We start from the raw sequence: 22,069 nt of genomic DNA, 5'->3' as shown, positions 1-22,069 counted from the left end.
TCGTGGTCGCGGCAGCCGGGGTGGTGGCCTTCGCGGTGTCTCCGTCGGGGTGGTTCGGGAAACAAAAAGACCCCCCAGGGTTGGGAGGTCTGCGCGACGAGGGGTGCTCGTCGCGCTATTCGATAATGAGGGTGCCGGTGGGCACGGGTCGCTTCATCACACGCTCACGGTAGGGCTCGCGAAACATCGGCGAAACACCACGTCCGGATCGTGGACCGGGTGTCTCACCCGGAGGGCACCAGGGCACCCGGCCGTCAGGGTGACGGGCGCCGCTGCCGGGTGACGACGGCGGCCTCGACCAGGGCCCGGAAGAGCCGCAGGTCGGTGCCGACCTCCGGGTGCCACTGGACCGCGAGCCGGAAGAAGGCGCTCGGGTCCTCCATCGCCTCCAGCGTGCCGTCGTCGGCCCAGGCGGACGCCTCGTAGCCCGGGTGGGTCAGGACCGACTGGTGGTGGTAGCTCGGCACGTCGGCCTCCTCGCCCAGGATCGCGGCCAGCCGGGTCCCCGCGACGGTGCGCACGGGGTGGATGCCGTACGTCGCGGGCGCGGGCGAGTGGTCGTGGTGGCCGACGCGGTCGGGGACGTGCTGCTCGAGCAGACCGCCCGCCCCGACCGCCATGACCTGCATGCCCCGGCAGATGCCCAGGAGCGGCACGTCCACCAGGGCGGTCGCCCGCGCGATCGCGAGCTCGGTCGAGTCCCGGTCGGGTCGCGACGCCTGCACCGAGGAGTGCCGCTCGTCGGCGTACAGCTCGGGTGCCACGTCGACGCCGCCGGCGAGGATGACGCCGTCGAGGCGCTCGACGATCTCGATGGCGGTCCCGTCGTCGGCGTCGGGGCGCGGCGGGATGACGACCGCGATCCCGCCCGCGTCCTCCACCTGCCGGACGTAGCGGTGCGGCACGAGCGTCCCGGGCACGTCGACCCAGCGGCCCCACGAGGCCCGCTCGACGTATGCGGTGATCCCGATGACCGGACGACCCATGACGACGACCTCCTACGCAGCCTCCGACAAGTCTCTCTCAGTGCCTCTCAGAGCGGCGTGACATAGGCGCCCGAGATCCCGCCGTCGACGAGGAAGGTCGAGGCGGTGACGAAGCTCGACTCGTCGGAGGCGAGGAAGAGCACGGCGTTGGCCATCTCCTCCGGCTCGCCGAAGCGGCCCATCGGCACGTGCACGAGGCGCCGTGCGGCGCGCTCCTCGTCCTTGGCGAAGAGCTCCCGGAGCAGCGGCGTGTTGACCGGGCCCGGGCACAGGGCGTTGACGCGGACCCCCTCGCGGGCGAACTGCACGCCGAGCTCGCGGGACATCGAGAGCACGCCGCCCTTGCTCGCGCTGTAGGAGATCTGCGACGTGGCGGCGCCCATGACGGCGACGAACGAGGCCGTGTTGATGATCGAGCCCTTGCCCTGTTCGAGCATGTAGGGCAGGGCGGCCTTGCAGCAGAGGTAGACCGACGTGAGGTTGACCTCCTGCACCTTGCGCCAGGCGTCGAGGTCGGTGTCGAGGATGGAGTCGTCCTCGGGCGGGCTGATGCCGGCGTTGTTGAAGGCGATGTCGACCGAGCCGTACGTCTCCTTGGCCGTGCGGAAGAGCGTGTCGACGTCCTCCTTGCTCACGACGTCGACGCGCACGAAGGTGCCGCCCACCTCCTCGGCGATGCGGGTGCCGTTCACCTCGTCGAGGTCGCCGATGACGACCCTGGCGCCTTCCTCGGCGAAACGCCGCACGGTTGCGAGACCGATGCCCGAGCATCCGCCCGTGATGACCGCAACCTTGCCGTCGAGCCTGCCTGCCATGTGGATGTCCTTCCAACCAAGTGGATCTGCGTGATGAGTGGGTCGACCGCCGGCCGGTCTGCCGTTCAGTCGGTCGAGATGAAGACGTTCTTGACCTCGGAGAACGCATCGAGCGCGTCGGGGCCCAGCTCGCGCCCGATCCCGCTCTGCTTGAACCCGCCGAACGGGGTCGAGTAGCGCACGCTGCTGTGGGAGTTCACCGAGAGGTTGCCGGCCTCGACCCCGCGCGCGACCCGGAGGCCCCGGCCGATGTCGCGGGTCCAGATGGACCCCGAGAGACCGTATGCCGTGTCGTTGGCCTTGGCGACCGCGTCGGCCTCGTCGTCGAACGGCATGACCGCGACGACCGGCCCGAAGACCTCCTCCTGCCAGACCCGGTCGGTCGTCGAGCGCGGCAGGACGACGGTGGCGGGGTACCAGTAGCCGCTGCCGTCGGGGGCGTCTCCCCGGAAGGCGACGTCGACGTCCTCGGTGGCGTCCTCGACGTAGGAGCGCACGGTGTCGCGCTGGCCGGCGCTGATGAGCGGACCCATCTCCGCGGCCTCGTCACGGGGGTCGGTGACGACGACGCCGCGCACCGCGGTCTCGAAGTGCTCCATGAAGGTGTCGAAGACCGTGCGCTCGACGAGGATGCGGCTGCGGGCGCAGCAGTCCTGGCCCGCGTTGTCGAAGACCCCGTAGGGGGCCCGCGCGGCGGCCAGCTCCAGGTCGGAGTCGGCGAAGACGATGTTGGCGCTCTTGCCGCCGAGCTCCAGGGTGACGCGCTTGACCTGGTCGGCGGCGCCCCTCATGATCCGCTGGCCGACCGCCGTCGATCCGGTGAAGCAGACCTTGCGCACGTCGGGGTGCGTGACGAACCGCTCGCCGACGACCGTGCCCTTGCCGGGGACCACGGTGAAGACACCCTCGGGGATCCCGGCCTCGAGGGCCAGCTCGCCGAGCCGGACGGCGGTGAGCGGCGTCAGCTCGGCAGGCTTCAGGACGACCGTGTTGCCGGCGGCCAGGGCCGGCGCGAAGCCCCAGCCGGCGATCGGCATGGGGAAGTTCCACGGGACGATGATGCCGACGACGCCGAGCGGCTCGCGGAACGTCACGTCGATGCCGCCCGCGACCGGGATCTGTCGGCCGAAGTGCCGCTCGGGGGCCCCGGAGTAGTACGCGAGCACGTCGCGGACGTTGCCCGCCTCCCAGCGCGCGTTGCCGATGGTGTGCCCGGCGTTCTCGACCTCGAGCAGGGCGAGCTCCTCCTGGTGCTCGCCGACGAGGTCGGAGAAGCGGCGCAGCAGGAGCGAGCGGTCGGCCGGGCTCACGGCCCGCCAGGCGGGGCTCGCGGCCGACGCCCCGGCGATGGCGGCGTCGGTCTGCTCGAGCGAGGCCAGTTCGACGGTGCGGACGACCTCCTCGGTCGCCGGGTTGATGACGTCGTGCGTGGTGGTCACAGTCGCTCGAATCCTCTCCTGCGCTCCCAGTCGGTGACGGCGGCGTTGAAGGCCGTGATCTCGACGTCGGCGGCGTTGACGTAGTGGTCGACGACCTCGTCCCCGAAGGCCGCCCGGGCCACGGTCGACCCGGCGAGCAGGTCCCGCGCCTCCTGCAGGGTCGTCGGCACGCGCGGCTTGTCCGACGTGTACGCGTTGCCCTCGAGGGCCGGCTCCAGCTCGAGCTCGTTCTCGATGCCGTGCAGCCCACCGGCGAGCATGGCCGCGACGGCGAGGTAGGGGTTGAGGTCGCCGCCACCGACACGGTTCTCGACCCGCAGGCCGGCGCCGTGACCGACGACGCGCAGCGCGCAGGTGCGGTTGTCACGCCCCCAGGCGACCGCGGTCGGGGCGAAGCTCGCCGACGCGAAACGCTTGTAGGAGTTGATGTTCGGTGCGTAGAAGTACGTCAGCTCGCGCTGCGTCGCGAGGATGCCGGCGAGGAAGTGCTCGAACATCGCGCTGTGCCCGTGCTCACGGTCGTCGTCGACGAAGACGGTCTCGCCGTCGAGGCCGCGCAGCGACAGATGGATGTGGCACGAGCTGCCCTCGCGCTGGTCGAACTTGGCCATGAAGGTCAGCGACTGCCCGTGGTGGGCCGCGATCTCCTTGGCGGCGTTGCGGTAGACGACGTGGTTGTCGCACGTGCGCACCGCCTCGTCGAACAGGAAGCCGATCTCGTGCTGGCCGTAGTTGCACTCGCCCTTGGCGCTCTCGACGACGGCGCCCGCGGCATACATCTCGTTGCGGATCTCGCGCAGCAGCGGCTCGACGCGGTCGCCACCGAGGATCGAGTAGTCGACGTTGTAGCGGTTCGCCGGCGTCAGGCCGGTGTAGTTCGCGTCCCACGCCTGCTCGTAGGACTCCTGGAAGACGATGAACTCGAGCTCGGTGCCGCAGTGCGCCGCCATCCCGAGGTCCGCGGCCCGGTCGACCTGCGCCTTGAGCACCGACCGGGGCGACTGCGCGACGGCGCCGCTGCCGTCGAGCCACGTGAGGTCGCACTGCACGGTCGCGGAGTGAGGACTGCCGGGAGTGCGGCGCAGCGTGTCGAGGTCGAGGTCGAAGAACATGTCGCCGTAGCCGCGCTCCCACGAGGAGATGGCGTAGCCGTCGACGGTATTCATGTCGACGTCGACGGCCAGCAGGTAGTTGCAGCCCTCGGTGCCGTCCTCGAGCACGTGGTCGAGGAAGTAGTGGCCGTGGAGGCGCTTGCCCTGCAGGCGGCCCTGCATGTCGGTGAAGGCGACGACGACGGTGTCGATGTCGCCCGACTCGATCTCCTCGCGGAGCCGGTCGAGCGTGAGCGTGGGTGTGGGCGCCATGTCGTGCCTTCCTGTCGTCTCAGCCGATGAGGCCGCGGAGCAGTGCGGAGGTGGCATCGCAGTGCTCCTCCATGACCGCCCTGGCTCGTTCCGCGTTCCCGCCGAGGATGGCCCCGACGATCTGGTCGTGCTGGGCGTTGGAGTGCTCGATGTTGCGCCGGAGCACCGGGATCGCCATGAGCATGTCGTGCAGGGCCGCCTGCGACCGTGTGACGGCGTCGATCAGCATCGGCGAGCCCGAGAGCGTCGCGACCGCCAGGTGCAGTCGGGAGTCGGCGACGCGGTGCGCGGCAGCGTCGAGGGCCTGGTCCACCTCGGCGAGGCAGTCGGTGAGCCAGGCCCGCTGGTCACCGGCGAGCGGCTGCGTGGCGGCGAGCCAGGCGGCGCCGGGCTCGACCACGCGGCGGAAGGTCAACGCGTCGCGCATCGCCGCGCCGCTGCGCACGAACGCTCCGGTCGTGCTCGACGGGAGCTCGGCCGCATCGGTGACCCAGGTGCCGCCGCCACGACCGCGTCGGGTCAACACCAGCCCCGAGTCCCGCAACGCGGCGATGGCCTCGCGCAGGGTGTTGCGACTGACGCCGAGACGTTCGGCCAGCTCACGCTCGGGGGGCAGCTGCTCACCTCGGGCGAAGACCCCGAGCCGGATGGCGGTGGCGAGCTGCTCGACGGTGCCCTCGAAGACGTTGCCGGACGCGGGGCGCAGCACGACGTCCGGCAGGGACGGCTGTCGTTCGGCTGCGCTCACGTGTCGATCCAATACCGTCACCTCCACCTCGTCAATGGTCTGAGAAAGAACCAAAGTGCGTGTCGGACGCCGCCCGGCCGAGTCGTAGCCCGTGCGGGTCGAGCGGCGGTCGGAGGCCGACCGTGAGGGGGTGGCGATCCCCTGCCACGTCGACCGTCCACTCCCCCGTGCGTACCCACTCGCCCGTCGCCTCGCCCGCCTGCCGGTCACCCACGAGCGCCAGCCCGACGCCGGCCCCGACGGTGGCACCCCAGGCAGCGCTCGTCACCTGGCCCACGGGCCGCCCGTCTCGCAGCACGAGCTCACCACCCCACGGGTATGCCGTCGGGTCCCCCACGACGAACGACACGACACGTCGCGGCGGGGTCACGGCCCGGGCGGCCTCGACGGCCGTGCGTCCGAGGAAGTCGACGTCCGTGGCGAGCTTGCAGGCGAAGGTCAGCCCCGCCGCCACCGGGCCGGTCTCGGTCGTCAGCTCGCGCCCGAACGCGCGGTAGCCCTTCTCGAGCCGCATCGCCTCGATGGCGTAGTAGCCGGCGGCCCGGATGCCGAGGTCGGCCCCGGCCCGGAAGAGCTCGTCGTACACGCCGGCCGCGAGCTCGGTGGGCACGTAGAGCTCCCAGCCGAGCTCGCCGACGTACGTGATGCGCGTGGCCCGCACGAGAGCCGACCCGAGACGCACCTCGCGGCTCGTTCCGAACGGGAACGACCCGTCGTCGAAGGGGTCGTCCGACACCGTGGACAGCAGGTCGGCCGAGCGCGGTCCCATGACGCCCAGGACGGCATACGCGCTCGTGACGTCGACGACGCTGGCATCGACACCGACGGGCACGTGACGCCTCATCCAGTCGAGGTCACGCACGGTGGTCGCCGCGCTGCTGACGACGAGGAACTCCCGCTCTCCGGTGCGCGTCACGGTGACGTCCGACTCGTAGGTGCCGCCCTCGTTGAGCATCCCGGTGTAGACGGTCCGGCCCACCGGCACGGCGACGTCGGCGGTGCAGATCCACTGCAGCGCACTCTCGGCGTCCGCGCCGACGACGACGTACTTCGAGAAGGACGTCTGGTCGAAGACGGCGACCGCCTCGCGCGTCGCCCGCTGCTCCGCGACGCACCAGTCGACCCAGGTCGGCCGCTCCCACGAGTAGTCGATCGCTGGCGAGTCACCCTGGGGCGCAAAGACGTTGGCCCGTTCCCAGTGGTTGCGGGTGCCGAGGACGGCGCCTTGCGCGACGATCCTGTCGTGCAGCGGCGAGAGCCGCTGCGGGCGCCCCGTCTCGGGCTCGCGGTTCGGCCAGGGCACGGCGTAGTGCAGGCCGAGCATCTCGACGACCCGCTCTCGGAGCCAGGCGTCGTTGCCGGCGAGCGGCGAGAAGCGCCGGATGTCGGCACCGATGAGGTCCAGGGTCGGACGCCCCTCGACGACCCACTCGGCCAGGGCCCGGCCGGCTCCTCCCGCAGTCGCGATCCCCACCGAGTTGAAGCCCGCACCGACGAAGAAGCCCGGCAGCTCCGGCGCCTCCCCGATGACGAACTGGTTGTCGGGCGTGAAGCTCTCGGGACCGTTGTAGAACTTGCGGATCCCCGTCTCGGCGAGCACCGGGAGTCGGTGGACCGCACTCTCCATGAGCACCTCGAAGTGCTCCCAGTCCTCGTCGAGCAGCGCGAACTCGAAGGGGTAGGGGATGCTGTCGGGCGACACCCACGGCTTCGCAGCGGGCTCGAAACCGCCGACGAGGAGGCCACCGACCTCCTCCTTGACGTAGGTGTACCCGTCAGGATCCCGCAGCACCGGCAGGTCGCGGTGGACTCCCTCGACCGGCTCGGTCACGACGTAGAAGTGCTCCGCCGAGTGCAACGGGACGTTGACCCCGGCCATCGCGCCGACGGCCCGGGCCCACTGACCGGCGCAGTTGACGACGACGTCGGCCTCGACGTCGTCGTGGTCGGTGCGCACACCGGCGGCGCGGCCGTCGCGCGTCAGGACGCCGGTGACGCGGACCTGTTCGGCGATGCGCACCCCGAGCTGCCGTGCCCCCTTGGCGAGGGCCTGGGTCAGGTCGGTCGGGTTCGCCTTGCCGTCACCCGGGAGCCAGATGGCCCCGACGAGGTCGTCGACCCGGATGAGCGGGTAGCGCTCCCGGGCCTGCTCGGGCGTCAGCAGCTCGCAGTCCAGGTCGTATGCCGCCGCACTGGCCGCCGTGCGCCGCAGCGCGACCATGCGCTCCGCCGTGCGGGCCACGGTCAGGCCGCCGCAGACCCGGTAGCCGGTGCCGAGCCCGGTCTCCGCCTCGAGGCGCGAGTAGAGGTCGGTCGAGTACTGGACCAGGCGGGTGCCGGCCTCGCTCGCCCGCAGCTGCCCGACGAGTCCGGCGGCGTGCCACGTCGTGCCGCACGAGAGGCTCCCCTGCTCGAGGAGCAGCACGTCGGTGCGGCCGAGATGGGCCAGGTGGTAGGCGACGCTGGCGCCGATCACACCGCCGCCGATGACGACGATCTCTGCGCGAGAAGGGATCTGGGTCATCGCCGCGCTCCCGGGTCGTCACCCGCGCCGGCGTCGAGGAGATCGTCGAGACGACGGCTCGTCAGCAGGGCCGCGGCGGGCTCGAAGCGCTCCGTCGTGAACGCCCAGAAGTCGGCGTCGAGGTCGGACACCCCGTGCTGGATGGCGCCCCAGAGGGTCCAGGCGTACTGGCCGGCGAGCCCCCAGAGCTCGGCCCGCGCGAGCAACCGGTCACTGACACGGCCGTGGTAGGCCTCCACGAGCTCGACGAGGTGGTCGTGCCCGAGCCGCGACTCGCCCACGAGGTTGCCGAGCTCGAACGCGGCCTCGTTGGTGCCGGAGTACTCGTAGTCGATGATCCGGACGTCACCGCCGTCGTCGAGGAAGTTCGCGGCGAGCAGGTCGTTGTGGCACGGCACGAGCGGGTCCGGATGGACCCGCAAGGCCTGCTCGACGCGCCCCGCCGCGCTGTCCAGCAGCCAGTACCCCTCGGGGACCCGCAGTCGCCGCTCACGGACGATGGCGGCATACGACCGCTGGATGTCGAACATGTCGAAGCGCGAGGCGAACCGCGGGCCGGCGTGCAACCGCCGCAGGGACGCCGCGATGCGGCGCAGGTTGGCACCCACGTCCGCGGCGGCGTACGTGCGCCCCGGGAGGAACCCGACGACGAGGATCCCCTCTCCGGGGACGTAGTCGACGACCGGCGCACCCACGCCGGCCTGCGCCGCCGCGATCGAGTTGAGCCACTCGTGCTCGTGGTCGACGGCGAGGAGGGCGCTCGTCGGGGACGAGACGCGCACGACGACGTCGAGGTCGCCCGATCGCACCCGGTAGTTGTGGTTGGTGAGCCCACCGGGCAGTTCCGTCACCTCGCTCGGCTGTCCGGCGTGAGACAGCCGAGCGAGGGCGGTGGCGAGCTGGTCGGCCGGGCCGGGAGCGGGGCCAGGCCGTGCCCGCGGCTTCGTCGTCACTCGCTGAACGCGTCGACGACCTCGGGGTCGATGTTGGTCTTCGGACCCTTGAACCAGTGGCGGGCCGAGATCTGCCACCACACGCCGAGCACGAGGAGAGACCCCAGCGTGAGGATCGGCGCGTAGTTGACGAACTTCCACTCGAAGCCCTCGCTGAAGGGCACACCACCCGGCACGAACGGCAGGATGAAGTAGACCGAGATGATCGCGATCTCGATGACGGCGACGAGGTTCATCCACTTGTACTTGGATCCGTTGGTCCACGACCCGGGCACGAAGTCGTCGCCCATCTTCCAGCGCAGCCAGATCGGGATGAGGAACGCCAGGTAGAGGCCGATGACGGCCACCGAGACGACGGCGTAGAAGGCCGTGGGCACGATGAGCGGGGCCTCCTCGGTGCCCACGTTGACCTCGACGAGGGCAGGCAGCGTGATGATCGCGCTCACCACGCCGACGAGCATGACCGCGTTGGCCGGTACCTTCGCGCCGGTCAGCGTCGACCACAGGCGAGAGCCCGGCACGGCGCCATCGCGACTGAAGGCGAACGTCATGCGCGAGGCACTCGTCATGCACGACGTCGAGCAGAAGAACTGCCCGACCGCGGAGATCGTGAGGATCGCCGCCGCCCACTTCGAGTCCATCGCGTGCGTGAAGATGTAGGCCACTCCCCCGCCGCCCACGCCGGCGTTGTCGGGCTCGCCGTCCGCGCCGTCCGGAACGGCGAAGAGGAAGCAGAGCAACAAGATCCAGCCGCCGATGGCGGAATAGAAGATCGAACGCCAGATCCCTTGTGCCGCAGCCTTCGACGCGGCGGCCGTCTCCTCCGACAGGTGCGCGGAGGCGTCGAAGCCGGTGATCGTGTACTGCGTCAGCAGCAGACCGAACGGGACGACGAGGAGCCAGTACGTCGGTGAGCTCGTCGAGCCGTCGGCGTAGCCGGAGTTGTTGAACCTCTCGGTGAAGACGTAGGAGAAGCTCTGGTGGTTGTCGGGCACGACGATGAGGATGAGGATGATCGCCGCGGCGCCGACGACGTGCCACCACACCGAGACGTTGTTCATGATCGCCATGAGGTGGCCGCTGAAGATGTTGAGGACCGCGGCCGCGACGAGCACGACGAGGAAGATCCAGAAGACACGCGTCAGCGAGTAGCCGTCGGCATATCCCTTGGACCACGTGCTGAGGGCCAGGTCGATGAAGGTCGCACAGCCGTAGGCGACGGACGCCGTGACGGCGACGAGGCCGATGAGGTTGAGCCATCCGGTGAAGAAGCCGGCGCGTGCGCCGCCCATCTTGCTGGCCCACCAGTAGATGCCGCCCGAGGTGGGGTAGGCCGAGACGAGCTCGGACATCGTCAGACCGATGACGAGGATGAAGGCGGCCACGATCGGCCAGCCCCACGAGATCGCGATCGGGCCGCCGTTGTTGAAGCCCTGGCCGAACGTCGTGAAGCACCCGGCGAGGATCGAGATGATGGAGAAGGAGATCGCGAAGTTCGAGAAACCCGACCACGAACGGTCGAGCTCCTGCTTGTAGCCGAGTTCCGCCAGGCGGCGTTCGTCGTCGGAGAGACCAGTTGCCTGAGCCATGCCCTGCACTCCCATCTTCGGTATGAAGTTGGACCGATGCTAGCGCCGCGCATGGCGACCGAACAGACTTCGGAACGACCTCTTCTGTGCTGGGACAGGCGCATTTCCGACGCGTTTCACAGCGGTGACCGCCCCAAAGGAGCCACAACAGACCATTCGGACAGCAGACCCTGGCGCGGGAGACGTCGAGGCGTCAGAGACCGAGGGCCCACTCCAGGGTCCGCGCGACTCCGTCCTCGTCGTTGGACGCACACGTGCGTGTCGCCGCCGCGCGGACGTCGGGGTGGGCGTTCGCGACGGCCCACCCGACTCCGGCCCACTCGAGCATCGGGATGTCGTTGGGCATGTCTCCGAAGGCCCACACGTCCTCGGCCCGGATGTCGGCAGGCCGCACCACCGCACGAGTCCCGCCGCCTTGGTCACGCCCGGGGCCGAGATCTCGGCGAGGCCGCCGGTGCCCGAGTGCTGCACGAGGGCGCGGTCACCGAGCACCTCGGCCACCCGCGGGATCACCTCCTCCTCGGGCAGGTGATCGGTGCGGGCGAGCAGCTTGCCGACCACGGCCTCCGGCGGCAGGTCGTCGATGGGCGCGGGCACGAGGTCGGCCGGCACCCAGCGCGGGTGCAGCTCCGGGTAGTTCGGCTCGGTGTGCACACCGTCGCGGAGCTCGGCGCTGAAACCGATGCCCGGCACGGCGGCCCGCAGGTCCGCGACGATCTCGAGCAGCAGCGCTCGCTCGAGCGGGTAGGACGCGATGACGGTGCGCGTGCGCACGTCGTAGTCGAAGGCGCCGTTGGCACTGATGACGGTGCCGTCACCGCCGACGGCGTCGGCGAGCGGGTCGAGCCACCGCGGTGGACGTGCCGTGACGAAGACGACGCCGATGCCGGCGGACTCGACGTCGCGCAGCGCGGCACGCGTCCGCGGGGAGATCGCGCCGTCGGAGCGCAGGAGCGTCCCGTCGAGGTCCGTGGCGACGAGCCGCGGCCTCCGGACCGGGCTGTCATGCACGAACGCCGCTCCTGCTGCTCAGACGAGCTGGGTCAGCCAGCCGTGGGAGTCCTCGGTCCGGCCGTACTGGATGTCGAGGAGCTTGGCGCGGACGGCCTCGGCGTAGCGGTCCTCGTGGCCGTCGCGCCGGTGGTCGACGGAACCGCCTTCCCAGCGCAGCTCGCCGACCGGGGTGACGACGGCAGCCGTGCCGCACGCGAAGATCTCGACGATGTCGCCGCTCGCCGCGCCCTCCTTCCACTCCTCGATCGGGATGCGCCGCTCCTCGGGCTCGAGGTCGAGCTCCTTGGCGATCTCGAGGATCGAGCTGCGGGTGACGCCCTCGAGGATCGTCCCGGTGAGCTCGGGCGTGATGATGCGCCCGTCCTTGGTGACGAGGAAGAGGTTCATGCCCCCGAGCTCCTCGATGTACGTCTGGGTCGAGGAGTCGAGGAAGACGGCCTGGTCGCAGCCGTGCTCGATGCCCTCGAGCTGGCCGGCGAGCGAGCTGGCGTAGTTGCCGCCGCACTTGGCGGCTCCGGTGCCACCCTCACCAGCACGGGCGTAGTCGGTCGAGATCCAGAGGGTGACGGGCTTGAGGCCACCGGAGAAGTACGCGCCGGCCGGGGAGGCGATGACCGAGTACGTGACCTGCTGGGCCGGTCGCACGCCGAGGAAGGCCTCCGAGGCGAACATGAAGGGGCGCAGGTAGAGGCTCTTCTCCCCCGCGTCGCCGGCCGGCACCCAGGCCTGGTCGACGCCGACGAGCTGGCGCAGGGACTCGATGAAGTCGGCCTCGGGCAGCTCGGGCAGCGCGAGACGGCGGGCCGAGCGGGCGAAGCGGGCCGCGTTGGCCTGAGGGCGGAAGGTCCAGATCGAGCCGTCGGCGTGACGGTAGGCCTTCATGCCCTCGAAGATCTCCTGGGCGTAGTGGAGCACCGCCGCGGCCGGGTCGAGCTGGAAGGGACCGTAGGGGCGGACCTGCGCGTCGCCCCAGCCGCCGTCGGCGGTCCAGGTGGCGACGACCATGTGGTCGGTGAAGGTCTTGCCGAAGCCGGGGTTCTCGAGGATCTCGGCGATGCGCTCGGGCGACGTGGCGTCGTCGCGGCGCGTCACCTCGAAGGACAGCTGGGTCATGACAAACCTCCAGGAGCAAAATCAGCGGTGATCCGAATGTCAGGCTATCGCCCACATCGTGAGACGCAGAAGTGGCCCCTCCCCGACGGGGAGGCGCAGGTTTGCCTTCCGGCCGGCCCGGGCGCCCCCGTCAGAGGCGCGAGACGACCGCGTCACCGACGGCCGTGGTGCTGCGGGCGGCGGCGCCTCGCTCGGCCAGGTCGGCGGCGACGGCGGCGTCCACGCGGGCGGCCTCTGCGTCGAGGCCGAGGTGGGCGAGCAGCATGCCGACCGAGAGGATGGCCGCGGTCGGGTCGGCCTTGGACTGGCCCGCGATGTCCGGGGCCGAGCCGTGGACGGGTTCGAACATGCTCGGGGTCGTGCGAGCCGGGTTGATGTTGCCCGACGCGGCGAGCCCGATCCCGCCGGCGATGGCGGCGGCGATGTCGGTGAGGATGTCTCCGAAGAGGTTGTCGGTGACGATGACGTCGAAGCGCCCGGGGTCGGTCGCCATGAAGATCGTCGCTGCGTCGACGTGCTGGTAGGCGGTCTCGACGTCGGGGAACTCGGCACCGACCTCCTCGACGGTGCGGCGCCAGAGGTGCCCGGCATACGTGAGGACGTTGTGCTTGTGCACGAGAGTCAGGTGGCGACGCGGTCGGGCCTGGGCGCGGGCGAAGGCATCGCGGACGACGCGCTCGACGCCGTAGCGGGTGTTGACGCTGACCTCGGTCGCGATCTCTGCCGGTGTGCCGACGCGGAGGGCGCCGCCGTTGCCGGTGTAAGGCCCCTCGGTGCCCTCGCGGACGACGACGAAGTCGATGCCGTGTGGCGCGACTCGCGCGACGTCCAGCGGGCTCGAGACCCCGGGGAAGAGCTTGGCCGGGCGCAGGTTGACGTAGTGGTCGAGGGCGAAGCGCAGCGGCAGCAGCACGCCCCGCTCGAGGACCCCGCTCGGGACGGTCGGGTCGCCGATGGCGCCGAGGAGGATCGCGTCGTGGCCGCGCAGCTCCTCCAGGACCGAGTCGGGCAGCGTCTCCCCGGTGGCGTGCCAGCGGCGGGCACCGAGGTCGTACTCGGTCGTCGCGAACGACGGACCGCCCTGACCTGTGACCGCCTCGAGGACCTTGAGACCTTCGGCGACCACCTCGGGACCGATGCCGTCCCCGCCGATCACGGCGATGGAGTACGCGTCCTTGACCAGCGTCTGTGCCATGCCGTCAGCCTAGAACTCGTCTTGTGATGTGGAATCTACGTCTCATTTGTTGAACGCATGACGAAGGCCCCTGCCGGTTCGGCAAGGGCCATCGTCATGAGTCGCGTTGCGGCCCAAGGGAACTCACATGGACTGGTGGAGCTCAGTCCTCGGTGTGACCCTGGTCGCGCAGGTCCATCGACTCCTGCAGGGCCTGACGGGCGGCCTTGGCGTCTTCGCTCATGGTGATCACGTTCTTTCGAGTTGCGTGCGTCTGGGTGGTCTCAGGTGGCTCCAGCCCGGGTGGGCGAACCGGTCAGCAGGAGGGTGCGCGGGATCTCCGCGGCGAGGTGCTGACTACCTGGACTCGCCGCGGCTGGGAATAAGTACGACCTGCCGCGTCATGCGTTTCACGGTACGCCGGGCTACCCATCGGTAAAGGGGGTTTCCACTGGATGAGACGCGGTGTCCGCCATTCGTCCGGACCACCCCCGCGGATCGTGTCGCGCATCCCCCGCTCGTCCTGCCCGTGGCCGTAGGCTCGCCGCGTGAGCGCCGACCACCCCGACGCGACGGCCGCCCCCTCCGGCAGCACCGCTCGCCACCACGCCGAACACCCGGACCACCGGGCCGCCGCCTCGCGCGCCCGGCACACCAGCCACGCCGTGCCCGGGGTGCCCTTCGACGACGGGGCGCGGTGGATCGCGATAACGCCCGGCAACGCCCGCCGCATCATCGTCACGGTCTTCGTCGCGATCGTGCTGCTCTCCGTGGCGACGTGGGCCTTCCACGCGATGGGCAGCTTCCTCTTCCTGCTGCTGCTCGCCTGGCTGCTGTCGATCGCGATGGAGCCGGTCGTGCTGTGGCTGAGCAAGCGCGGCATGAAGCGCGGGCTCGCCACCGGGCTGACGATGCTGGGGATGCTCCTGCTCTTCGCCGGCCTCGCCGAGCTCTTCGGCCAGGTCTTCGTCTCGCAGCTCTCCCAGCTCGGGTCGCAGCTCCCCTCGGCGATCACCTCGGCCATCGACCGGATCAACTCCACGTTCGGCACGCAGTTCGACATCGAGCAGATCCAGAAAGCGGTGAGCCTGACCCCCGACAAGCTCGGCGAGCTGGCGGGCAAGTACGGCGGCGGCATCATCGGGATCTTCGGCTCGGTCATCACCTTCCTCTTCGACGCCCTGACGATCCTCGTCTTCGCCTACTACTTCTCCGCCGACAGCCCGCGGCTGCGCCAGACCATCGGGTCGTGGCTGCCCCAGCGCTACCAGCGCGTGTTCATCACCGTGTGGACGATCTCGGTGGAGAAGACCGGCGGCTACGTCGTCTCCAAGCTCGTCCTGGCCTCGCTCTCGGCCGTCTTCCACGTCGCGTTCTTCTGGTTCATCGACGTGCCGTTCTGGCTGCCCCTCGGCATCTTCGCCGGCATCGTCGGCCAGTTCATCCCGACGATCGGCACGTACATCGGCGTGGCGCTGCCGGCCCTCTTCGCCCTCCTCGACAAGCCGATCAACGCCGTGTGGATCGCCGCCTTCGCGACCGTCTACCAGCAGCTCGAGAACTACGTCTTCACCCCACGCATCAGCCGCCGCACCATGGACGTGCACCCGGCCGTCGCGCTCGGGTCGGTCATCGCCGGTGCCGCCCTCTTCGGGCCGATCGGCGCCCTCATCGGCATCCCGATCGCCGCGGTCGCGCTCGCCATCGTCGACACCTTCAGCAAGCGCCACGAGCTCGTCCCCGAGCTCGCGGGCCTCGAGGCCGCCGACGAGGACGACGAGGACGACGAGGACGACGACGAGCCCGCCGACGACACGGACGCCGCGCGCCGCAGCTGACCGCCCCCACCTCGCGCCGGCGCGGCCGGCGGCCGTGGCTCAGTCCTGCAGGCCGATGACCGAGAAGGTCTTGGCCTCGATGACCTCCGAGAGCTCGGCCGCCAGTGCGGCAGGGACGGCGCTGTCGACGTTGAGCACGCCGATGGCCCGGTCGTCCTGACGCGAGACCTGCATGCCGCCGATGTTGATACCGGCGTCGCCGAGGATGCGGCCGACGGCGCCGATGACGCCCGGACGGTCGGAGTACTCGAAGACGAGCATGTGGTCCGAGAGCGGGACCTCGAGGTCGTAGCCGTTGACGCCGACGAGCTTCTCGACCATCTTCGGGCCGGTCAGCGTGCCCGAGACCGAGACGACCGAGCCGTCGGCGAGGGTGCCGCGCAGCGTCGTGACGTTGCGGAAGTCGCCGGAGTCGGGGTCGGTGACGAGGCGCACGACACACCCGCGCTGCTCGGCGAGGACGGGGGCGTTGACATAGGTCACGGGGTCCTCGACGACGTCGGTGAACAGGCCCTTGAGGGCGACGAGCTTCCACACGCTGACGTCGTGGGCCGTGATCTCGCCGCGGACGTCGACGTCGAGCTGGGCCGGCACGCTGCCGGACACGGCCGTGAAGATGCGACCGAGCTTCTCGACGAGCGGGATGCCCGGGCGGACCTCCTCGGCGATGAAGCCGCTGCTGACGTTGACGGCATCGGGGACGAGCTCGCCACCGAGGGCGAGGCGCACCGACCTGGCCACGGCGATGCCCGCCTTCTCCTGGGCCTCGTCGGTCGACGCGCCGAGGTGCGGCGTGACGACGACGGACTCGTGCTCGAAGAGCGGCGACTCGGTGGTCGGCTCGGTGGCGAAGACGTCGATGCCGGCGCCGGCCACGCGACCCTCGGCGATGGCCCGCGCGAGGGCGGCCTCGTCGACGATGCCCCCGCGCGCGGCGTTGACGATGCGTACCGACGGCTTGACCTTCGCGAGCGCCTCCTCACCGATGAGACCCAGCGTCTCGGGCGTCTTCGGCAGATGGATGGTGATGAAGTCGGACTGGGCGAGCAGCTCGTCGAGGCCGACGAGCTGGGCGCCGAGCTGACCGGCCTTGGCGGGCGACGCATAGGGGTCGTAGGCGACGATCTTCATGCCGAACCCCTTGAGCCGCTCGGCGACGAGGGCGCCGATGCGGCCGAGGCCGACGACGCCGACGGTCTTGTCGAGCAGCTCGACGCCGGAGTACGTGCTGCGCTTCCATGCTCCGCCCTTGAGGGCCTGGTTGGCCGGGGCGATGTTGCGCGCCGTCGCGAGGAGCAGGGCCACGGCGAGCTCGGCCGCCGACGTGATGTTGGAGGTCGGTGCGTTGACGACCATGACGCCGGCCTGCGTGGCCGACTGGACGTCGACGTTGTCGAGGCCGACACCGGCCCGGGCGATGACCTTGAGGTGCTTCGCGGCGGCGATCGCCTCGGCGTCCATCTTCGTGGCCGAACGGATGAGGATCGCGTCGACGTCGGCGAGCGCCGGGAGCAGCTCGTCGCGGTTGGCCCCGTCGACCGAACGGACCTCGAAGTCGGGTCCCAGCGCCTCGATCGTGGCTGGTGACAGCTCTTCGGCGATGAGAACGACGGGCTTGCTCACAAGGGAATCCCTTCCGGACGGGGCGGGGCCCACACGCACGACAGGGGGCGCGGGCCGTCGGCGGCACCGCGATGTGCCGTCGGCGAGTCTAGGCCGTCGCACTCGTAGAATCACGACATGTAACCAACATGTGAACAACAGGTCGAGCCCGGTCGCCGTATCAGTGGCTGGAACGTCGATCCCGTATGCCGGACCGTCCCGGCGCGCGTCCCGCCGGGTTGGCGGTGCCGCCCGGGGCGACCCGACGGGATCCCGGACCGCCGGAGCGTTGCGTGCTGCCCGGGCGGCACGTCAGGGTGGGGTCATGCGCATCATCGTGACGGGGGGCGCCGGCGACCTCGGGTCCCGGGTCGTCCGCGAGCTCACGGCTCGCGGGCACCAGGCGGTGCCGGTGAGCCGGCGGACCGGGGTGGACCTGACCACCGGTGACGGACTCGACGCCGCCCTCTCGGGCGCCGACGCCGTCGTGCACTGTGCCGACGACACGTCGCGCGGGGACACCGTCACGGTCTACGGGACGCGACGGCTTGCCGACGCGGCCGCCGACCGAGGGGTGCACCTCGTGCACATCTCGATCGTCGGCATCGACGACCACCCGATGGCCTACTACCGACGCAAGCTGCGCGCCGAGCAGGGCATCGAGGCGGCCGGCGGCCCCGCGACGGTCCTGCGCGCCACCCAGTTCCATTCCCTCGCAGCCTTCTTCGCCCGCACGCTGAGCACCGGACCGATCACCGTGACGATCGGTGACACGGCCTTCCAGCCGGTCGACACGGACTTCGTCGCCGGACGCCTCGCCGACCTCGCATCGGGAGCGCGCCCGACGGCATACGCCAGGGCGACGGACGTCGCCGGCCCCGACGTGCTGACCGTGGGTGAGCTCGCGACCCTGCTGCGCGCGCACCGGGGCGCCTCCGCCCCGAGAGTGGTGCGCCTCCCCGCCATCGGCGGCGTGCTCCGGGCGTTCGCCGAGCGTCGCAACGTTCCCTTCCCGGGTGACGCCCAGACCGGCGGCCCCACCTTCGCCGCCTGGCTGTCCACGCAGCCGGACCGCCTGAGCGGCCGCTGAGGGCCGTCGGCGTCGACGCGAACGGCCGGCGTCCCCACGAACGGGACGCCGGCCGTCGGGCCGTGAGGTCGGGTCAGCGCGCCGCGCTGCCCTCGACGTAGTCGGAGTCGGTCTGCTTGACCCAGGCCATGAGCTTGCGCAGCTCGCGGCCCGTGCCCTCGATGGGGTGCTGGGCACCCTTCTCGCGCAGCTGCTTGAACTCCGGTGCGCCGGCGTCCTGGTCGTCGATGAAGCGCTTGGCGAAGGTGCCGTTCTGGATGTCGCCGAGGACGGCCTTCATGTTCTCCTTGACGTGCGGGTCGATGACGCGCGGACCCGAGACGTAGTCGCCGTACTCCGCCGTGTCGGAGACCGACCAGCGCTGCTTGGCGATGCCGCCCTCGATCATGAGGTCGACGATGAGCTTGAGCTCGTGGAGGCACTCGAAGTAGGCGACCTCGGGCTGGTAGCCCGCCTCGACGAGCGTCTCGAAGCCGTACATGACGAGCTGGCTCGCACCGCCGCAGAGGACGGCCTGCTCACCGAAGAGGTCGGTCTCGGTCTCCTCGGTGAACGTCGTCCTGATGCCACCGGCACGCAGGCCACCGATCGCCTTGCCGTACGCCTTGGCGAGGTCCCACGCGGTGCCCGACGCGTCCTGCTCGACGGCGAGGAGCACGGGCACCCCACGGCCGTCGGCGAACTCGCGGCGCACGATGTGGCCGGGACCCTTGGGGGCGACCATGAGCACGTCGGCGTCGGCCTCGGGCTTGATGTAGCCGAAGCGGATGTTGAAGCCGTGGCCGAAGAGGAGGGCCGCGCCGTCCTTGAGGTTGGGCTGGATGTCGTTGGCGTAGACGGTCCGCTGCACCTGGTCGGGAGTGAGGATGACGACGAGGTCGGCCTCCTTGACGGCGTCGGCGACCGACGTGACCGTCAGGCCCTCGGCCTCGGCCTTGGCCTTGCTCTTGCTGCCCTCGGCGAGGCCGACGCGGACGTCGACGCCGGAGTCGCGCAGGTTGAGTGCGTGGGCGTGGCCCTGGCTGCCGTAGCCGATGACGGCGACCTTCTTGCCCTGGATGATCGACAGGTCGGCGTCGTCGTCGTAGAACATCTCGGCCATGGTGGCCTTCTCCTTCGGTTGCGGTGTGCGGTGGGTCTGGTGGTGGTGTCGCGGGCGTCAGGCGCTGCGCAGGCTGCGGTCGGTGATCGAGCGTGAGCCACGGCCGACGGCGACCATGCCGGACTGGACGAGTTCCTTGATCCCGAACGGCTCGAGCACGTCGAGCAGGGCACGGAGCTTGTCGGAGGTGCCCGTCGCCTCGATGACGATCGCATCGGTGGTCACGTCGACGACCTTGGCCTTGAACAGCTGGATCGTGTCGATGACCTGGCTGCGGGTGGCCGGGTCGGCGCGGACCTTGACGAGGAGGATCTCGCGCTGCACCGAGGCGTGCGGGTCGAGCTCGACGACCTTGAGCACCTCGATGAGCTTGTTGAGCTGCTTCGTCACCTGCTCGAGGGCCGCGCCCTCGACCTCGACGACGACCGTGATGCGCGAGATGTCGGGCAGCTCGGTCGGGCCGACGGCGAGGGAGTTGATGTTGAAGCCGCGACGGGAGAAGAGGGCCGCGACCCGCGTCAGGACGCCGGGCTTGTCCTCGACGAGGACCGACAGGGTGTGCTTGCTCATGATCAGTCCTCCCGCTCCCAGACCGGCGCCTCGTGGCGGGCGGCCTGGATCATGTCGTTGCTGACGCCTGCCGGCACCATCGGCCACACCATGGCGTCCCGGTGCACGATGAAGTCGATGACGACGGGACGGTCGTTGGTCTCGAGCGCCTGCTTGATGACGGCGTCGACCTCCTCGGGCGTCTCGGCGCGCAGGCCGAGACAGCCGTACGCGTCGGCGAGCTTGACGAAGTCGGGCACGCGCTGGTTCATCGGCTGGAGGTCGGTGTTGGAGTAGCGCTCGTTGTAGAAGAGCGTCTGCCACTGCCGCACCATGCCGAGCGAGCTGTTGTTGATGATCGCGACCTTGATCGGGATGTTGTTGATGACGCAGGTCGCGAGCTCCTGGTTGGTCATCTGGAAGCAGCCGTCGCCGTCGATGGCCCAGACGGTGCGCTCGGGCTCGGCGACCTTGGCGCCCATGGCTGCCGGGACCGAGAAGCCCATCGTGCCGAGACCACCGGAGTTGATCCACGCGTTCGGGCGCTCGTACTTGATGAACTGCGCGGCCCACATCTGGTGCTGGCCGACACCCGCGACGTAGGTCGCCTCGGGACCCGTGAGCGCGCCGATGCGCTCGATGACGTACTGCGGCGAGAGCGTGCCGTCCTCGCTGTCGGTCCAGCCGAGCGGGAACGTCTGTTTCCAGTCGGCGACCCGCTCGCGCCAGGCGGCGTAGTCCCATGCGTCGGGGCCGGCGTCGGCGGTGGCGCGGTCGAGCGTCACCTGCTCGATGAGGTCCTTGATGACCTCGCCCACGTCACCGACGATCGGCACGTCGGCGATGCGGTTCTTGGAGATCTCGGCCGGGTCGATGTCGGCGTGGATCACCTTGGCCTCCGGGGCGAAGGTCGACAGCTGGCCGGTGACCCGGTCGTCGAAGCGCGCCCCGAGCGTGATGAGGAGGTCGGACTTCTGCAGGCCAGTCACCGCGGCGACCGTGCCGTGCATGCCGGGCATGCCGAGGTTGAGCGGCTCGCTGTCGGGCACCGTGCCCCGCGCCATGAGGGTCGTGACGACGGGGATGCCCGTGAGCTCGACCAGGCGGCGCAGGGCCTCGCTCGCGCGGGCCCGGACGACCCCACCGCCGACGTAGAGGATGGGCCGCTTGGCCGCGGCCATGAGGCGGGAGGCCTCGCGGATCTGCTTGCCGTGCGGGCGCAGCACCGGGCGGTAGCCGGGCAGGTCGATCTGCGGCGGCCAGCTGAAGGTCGTCGTCGCCTGGAGCGCGTCCTTGCTGATGTCGACGAGGACGGGACCCGGGCGGCCGGTGCTCGCGATGTGGAACGCCTCGGCGATGGCCTGCGGGATCTTGGCCGGGTCGGTCACGAGGTAGTTGTGCTTCGTGATCGGCATCGTGATGCCTCGGATGTCGGCCTCCTGGAAGGCGTCGGTGCCGATGGCGGCACTGGCGACCTGCCCGGTGATCGCGACGACGGGCACGGAGTCCATGTGCGCGTCGGCGAGCGGGGTCACGAGGTTCGTCGCGCCGGGGCCCGAGGTCGCCATGCAGACCCCGACCTTGCCGGTCGCCGACGCATACCCCTCGGCCGCGTGGCCGGCGCCCTGCTCGTGGCGCACGAGGATGTGGCGGACCTTCTTGGAGTCGAGCATCGGGTCGTAGGCCGGGAGGATCGCACCACCGGGGATGCCGAAGACGGTGTCGCAGCCGATGGCCTCGAGGGAGAGGACGAGCGCCTGCGCCCCGGTGACCTCACGGGCCGGCGTGACGGGCCCGACGGGCTCGACGGGCTTGGCCTCCGCCGCGGGTCGGGGACGGGCCAGGGAGGCCACGTCGGCGGGCGAGGGCGCCTGCTTCGTCGTGTCGCTCACGATCTCTTCCTTGTCTCGAGCACTGCGTGGTGATGCCGGTTCGGCCTGACTCAACCCACAAAAAAACCCTTCGGTCCCGCGGTGGGACGGAAGGGAGCGCGCTGACCGTTCGAGCTGGTCGGCGCGCTAGGGAAGTACGAGGAGTCGGGCCACGTGACAACCGTCCTACCAAGCCCCAGCGGTGTCAATCGACCATCTCGGGCGTCTCAACATGTGACCTCGTGATCTCACCCACTGTCACCCCGCGGTGTCGCGCCTCCCTGCCGGCACCCGCGCG

At 70.4% G+C, this 22,069-nt stretch carries 17 protein-coding genes and 1 pseudogene; 2 read left to right on the top strand and 16 right to left on the bottom strand.

The window, feature by feature from the left end; all coding sequences use genetic code 11:
- Positions 1-254 precede the first annotated feature (254 nt).
- The 12 genes and pseudogenes from ASG96_RS09450 to ASG96_RS09395 all read right to left on the bottom strand — a co-directional run bounded on the left by ASG96_RS09450 (position 255) and on the right by ASG96_RS09395 (position 13,963).
- Positions 255-986 carry a gamma-glutamyl-gamma-aminobutyrate hydrolase family protein gene (locus tag ASG96_RS09450; RefSeq protein ID WP_056753695.1) on the bottom strand — a complete coding sequence of 244 codons (732 nt, stop codon included), beginning with the start codon at positions 984-986 and terminating at the stop codon, positions 255-257.
- Positions 987-1,033: 47 nt separating this feature from the next.
- Positions 1,034-1,801, bottom strand: coding sequence for a 3-oxoacyl-ACP reductase (locus ASG96_RS09445; protein WP_057587798.1), 768 nt, complete (start codon positions 1,799-1,801; stop codon positions 1,034-1,036).
- A 65-nt stretch (positions 1,802-1,866) separates the two neighbouring features.
- The gene (locus ASG96_RS09440) at positions 1,867-3,240 is read right to left on the bottom strand and encodes an aldehyde dehydrogenase (RefSeq protein ID WP_056753690.1); all 1,374 of its coding nucleotides are present in this window, start codon (positions 3,238-3,240) and stop codon (positions 1,867-1,869) included.
- Positions 3,237-4,604: a glutamine synthetase family protein gene (locus ASG96_RS09435; RefSeq protein WP_057587797.1), complete on the bottom strand. Its 1,368-nt coding sequence runs from the start codon at positions 4,602-4,604 to the stop codon at positions 3,237-3,239. The genes ASG96_RS09440 and ASG96_RS09435 overlap by 4 nt, the downstream gene beginning before the upstream one ends.
- Positions 4,605-4,623: 19 nt before the next feature.
- Positions 4,624-5,352: a FadR/GntR family transcriptional regulator gene (locus ASG96_RS09430; RefSeq protein ID WP_255358548.1), complete on the bottom strand. Its 729-nt coding sequence runs from the start codon at positions 5,350-5,352 to the stop codon at positions 4,624-4,626.
- 31 nt (positions 5,353-5,383) lie between these two features.
- Positions 5,384-7,876 carry an FAD-dependent oxidoreductase gene (locus tag ASG96_RS09425; RefSeq protein WP_057587796.1) on the bottom strand — a complete coding sequence of 831 codons (2,493 nt, stop codon included), beginning with the start codon at positions 7,874-7,876 and terminating at the stop codon, positions 5,384-5,386.
- Positions 7,873-8,727: a choline kinase family protein gene (locus ASG96_RS09420; RefSeq protein WP_235506425.1), complete on the bottom strand. Its 855-nt coding sequence runs from the start codon at positions 8,725-8,727 to the stop codon at positions 7,873-7,875. Before ASG96_RS09420 ends, ASG96_RS09425 begins: the two co-directional genes overlap by 4 nt.
- A 98-nt stretch (positions 8,728-8,825) precedes the next feature.
- On the bottom strand, positions 8,826-10,418 hold the full coding sequence (locus ASG96_RS09415; RefSeq protein ID WP_056754674.1) for an amino acid permease: 1,593 nt from the start codon (positions 10,416-10,418) through the stop codon (positions 8,826-8,828).
- A gap of 193 nt (positions 10,419-10,611) precedes the next feature.
- Positions 10,612-11,429 (bottom strand): annotated as a pseudogene (locus ASG96_RS09410) (HAD family hydrolase).
- A gap of 18 nt (positions 11,430-11,447) precedes the next feature.
- On the bottom strand, positions 11,448-12,545 hold the full coding sequence (locus ASG96_RS09405) for a branched-chain amino acid aminotransferase (RefSeq protein WP_056753676.1): 1,098 nt from the start codon (positions 12,543-12,545) through the stop codon (positions 11,448-11,450).
- Between the two features lie 130 nt (positions 12,546-12,675).
- Positions 12,676-13,740: a 3-isopropylmalate dehydrogenase gene (locus tag ASG96_RS09400; RefSeq protein ID WP_056753673.1), complete on the bottom strand. Its 1,065-nt coding sequence runs from the start codon at positions 13,738-13,740 to the stop codon at positions 12,676-12,678.
- A gap of 142 nt (positions 13,741-13,882) precedes the next feature.
- Positions 13,883-13,963 carry a 3-isopropylmalate dehydrogenase gene (locus ASG96_RS09395; RefSeq protein ID WP_081633825.1) on the bottom strand — a complete coding sequence of 27 codons (81 nt, stop codon included), beginning with the start codon at positions 13,961-13,963 and terminating at the stop codon, positions 13,883-13,885.
- Positions 13,964-14,267: 304 nt separating this feature from the next.
- On the opposite strand from ASG96_RS09395, the gene ASG96_RS09390 reads away from it, so the two are divergent.
- Complete coding sequence (locus tag ASG96_RS09390) at positions 14,268-15,557, top strand: AI-2E family transporter (protein ID WP_057587795.1); 1,290 nt, start codon at positions 14,268-14,270, stop codon at positions 15,555-15,557.
- 39 nt (positions 15,558-15,596) lie between these two features.
- On the opposite strand, the gene serA is transcribed toward ASG96_RS09390, so the two are convergent.
- Positions 15,597-17,180 (bottom strand): phosphoglycerate dehydrogenase, encoded by a 1,584-nt coding sequence (gene serA / locus ASG96_RS09385; RefSeq protein ID WP_056753667.1) that lies wholly within the window; start codon positions 17,178-17,180, stop codon positions 15,597-15,599.
- A 304-nt stretch (positions 17,181-17,484) separates the two neighbouring features.
- On the opposite strand from serA, the gene ASG96_RS09380 reads away from it, so the two are divergent.
- Positions 17,485-18,249, top strand: a complete 765-nt coding sequence (locus ASG96_RS09380) for an SDR family oxidoreductase (RefSeq protein ID WP_056753665.1) — start codon at positions 17,485-17,487, stop codon at positions 18,247-18,249.
- A gap of 73 nt (positions 18,250-18,322) precedes the next feature.
- Here ASG96_RS09380 and ilvC read toward each other — a convergent pair whose 3' ends face one another.
- Genes ilvC through ASG96_RS09365 form a run of 3 tightly spaced genes read right to left on the bottom strand, consistent with a single transcriptional unit; the run spans position 18,323 to position 21,792 of the window.
- Complete coding sequence (ilvC, locus tag ASG96_RS09375) at positions 18,323-19,351, bottom strand: ketol-acid reductoisomerase (RefSeq protein ID WP_056753662.1); 1,029 nt, start codon at positions 19,349-19,351, stop codon at positions 18,323-18,325.
- A gap of 57 nt (positions 19,352-19,408) precedes the next feature.
- On the bottom strand, positions 19,409-19,921 hold the full coding sequence (gene ilvN, locus ASG96_RS09370; RefSeq protein ID WP_056753659.1) for an acetolactate synthase small subunit: 513 nt from the start codon (positions 19,919-19,921) through the stop codon (positions 19,409-19,411).
- 2 nt (positions 19,922-19,923) lie between these two features.
- On the bottom strand, positions 19,924-21,792 hold the full coding sequence (locus ASG96_RS09365; RefSeq protein ID WP_057587794.1) for an acetolactate synthase large subunit: 1,869 nt from the start codon (positions 21,790-21,792) through the stop codon (positions 19,924-19,926).
- Between the last annotated feature and the right edge of the window lie 277 nt (positions 21,793-22,069).

The sequence above is a fragment of the Terrabacter sp. Soil810 genome, assembly GCF_001429645.1.
Classification (GTDB): Bacteria; Actinomycetota; Actinomycetes; order Actinomycetales; family Dermatophilaceae; genus Terrabacter.
This window is presented reverse-complemented; position numbering and strand designations above follow the sequence as displayed.

Excerpts from the sequence above, each read along its gene's own strand:
- ASG96_RS09450 (WP_056753695.1), bottom strand. The coding sequence starts at position 986 with ATGGGTCGTCCGGTCATCGGGATCACCGCATACGTCGAGCGGGCCTCG.
- ASG96_RS09445 (WP_057587798.1), bottom strand. The coding sequence starts at position 1,801 with ATGGCAGGCAGGCTCGACGGCAAGGTTGCGGTCATCACGGGCGGATGC.
- ASG96_RS09435 (WP_057587797.1), bottom strand. The coding sequence starts at position 4,604 with ATGGCGCCCACACCCACGCTCACGCTCGACCGGCTCCGCGAGGAGATC.
- ASG96_RS09425 (WP_057587796.1), bottom strand. The coding sequence starts at position 7,876 with ATGACCCAGATCCCTTCTCGCGCAGAGATCGTCGTCATCGGCGGCGGT.
- ASG96_RS09415 (WP_056754674.1), bottom strand. The coding sequence starts at position 10,418 with ATGGCTCAGGCAACTGGTCTCTCCGACGACGAACGCCGCCTGGCGGAA.
- ASG96_RS09405 (WP_056753676.1), bottom strand. The coding sequence starts at position 12,545 with ATGACCCAGCTGTCCTTCGAGGTGACGCGCCGCGACGACGCCACGTCG.
- ASG96_RS09400 (WP_056753673.1), bottom strand. The coding sequence starts at position 13,740 with ATGGCACAGACGCTGGTCAAGGACGCGTACTCCATCGCCGTGATCGGC.
- ASG96_RS09395 (WP_081633825.1), bottom strand. The coding sequence starts at position 13,963 with ATGAGCGAAGACGCCAAGGCCGCCCGTCAGGCCCTGCAGGAGTCGATG.
- ASG96_RS09380 (WP_056753665.1), top strand. The coding sequence starts at position 17,485 with ATGCGCATCATCGTGACGGGGGGCGCCGGCGACCTCGGGTCCCGGGTC.
- ilvC (WP_056753662.1), bottom strand. The coding sequence starts at position 19,351 with ATGGCCGAGATGTTCTACGACGACGACGCCGACCTGTCGATCATCCAG.
- ilvN (WP_056753659.1), bottom strand. The coding sequence starts at position 19,921 with ATGAGCAAGCACACCCTGTCGGTCCTCGTCGAGGACAAGCCCGGCGTC.